Raw genomic sequence first — 709 nt, 5'->3', positions numbered from 1 at the left:
TCGCTGCGGCTCCACTACGCGAGGACCCTGGAAACGTGGGCCACCGCCCTCGAGGCCAACCGCGACGAGGCGATCGCCACCCAGTCCCTAGAGGTCTACGAGCGCTACATGAAGTACCTGACCGGCTGCGCCAAGCTGTTCCGCCAGGGCTACACCGACGTCAACCAGTTCACGTGTGAGAAGTAACCGGGCGGTCGCGCCAGACGCTACTTGGCCAGGGTGAACTGGCCGACGTTGCTGATGCCCTTGAGGAAGAAGTTCTCGCACCCGGTCAAATAGTGCATATAGCGGTCGTAGACCTCTTGGGACTGGATCGCGATCGCCTTTTCCCGGTTGGCCTCGAGGGCGGTGGCCCACGTTTCCAGGGTCCTCGCGTAGTGGAGCCGCAGCGACTGGGTGCGCGTGATCTTGAAGCCGGCCTCCTCCGCGTGCTCCTCGACCGACGGGATCGTCGGCAGCCAGCCGCCCGGGAAGATCTCCGCCAGGATGAACTGGGTGAAGTGAACCACTTCGTGGGTCAGCGGATTGCCCTGCGCCCTGGCCTCTTTGAAGGTGGGACGCGTGATGGTGTGCAGCATCATGACGCCCTCGGCCGGCAGCACCCGGTAAGCCATCTTGAAGAAGTGGCCCCAGCGCTGGCGGCCGAAGTGCTCGAAGGCGCCGATGGTGACGATGCGGTCGACCGGCTCGTCGAACTTCTCCCAGCCCT

General features: G+C 64.5%; 2 protein-coding genes. One reads left to right on the top strand and one right to left on the bottom strand.

Going from position 1 to position 709, the window contains the following annotated elements; all coding sequences use genetic code 11:
• Positions 1 to 186: class I SAM-dependent methyltransferase (locus tag A9X04_RS21505; protein ID WP_197509278.1), on the top strand; the 186-nt coding region annotated here is incomplete at its 5' end.
• Positions 187 to 206: 20 nt separating this feature from the next.
• Here A9X04_RS21505 and A9X04_RS21500 read toward each other — a convergent pair.
• On the bottom strand, positions 207 to 709 hold a 503-nt coding region (locus A9X04_RS21500; RefSeq protein WP_197509277.1), incomplete at its 5' end, for a class I SAM-dependent methyltransferase.

The organism is Mycobacterium sp. E3247 (assembly GCF_001667785.1).
Taxonomy (GTDB): domain Bacteria; phylum Actinomycetota; class Actinomycetes; order Mycobacteriales; family Mycobacteriaceae; genus Mycobacterium.
Note: the sequence above shows the minus strand (reverse complement) of the source record. Positions and strands in the feature narration are given on the sequence as shown.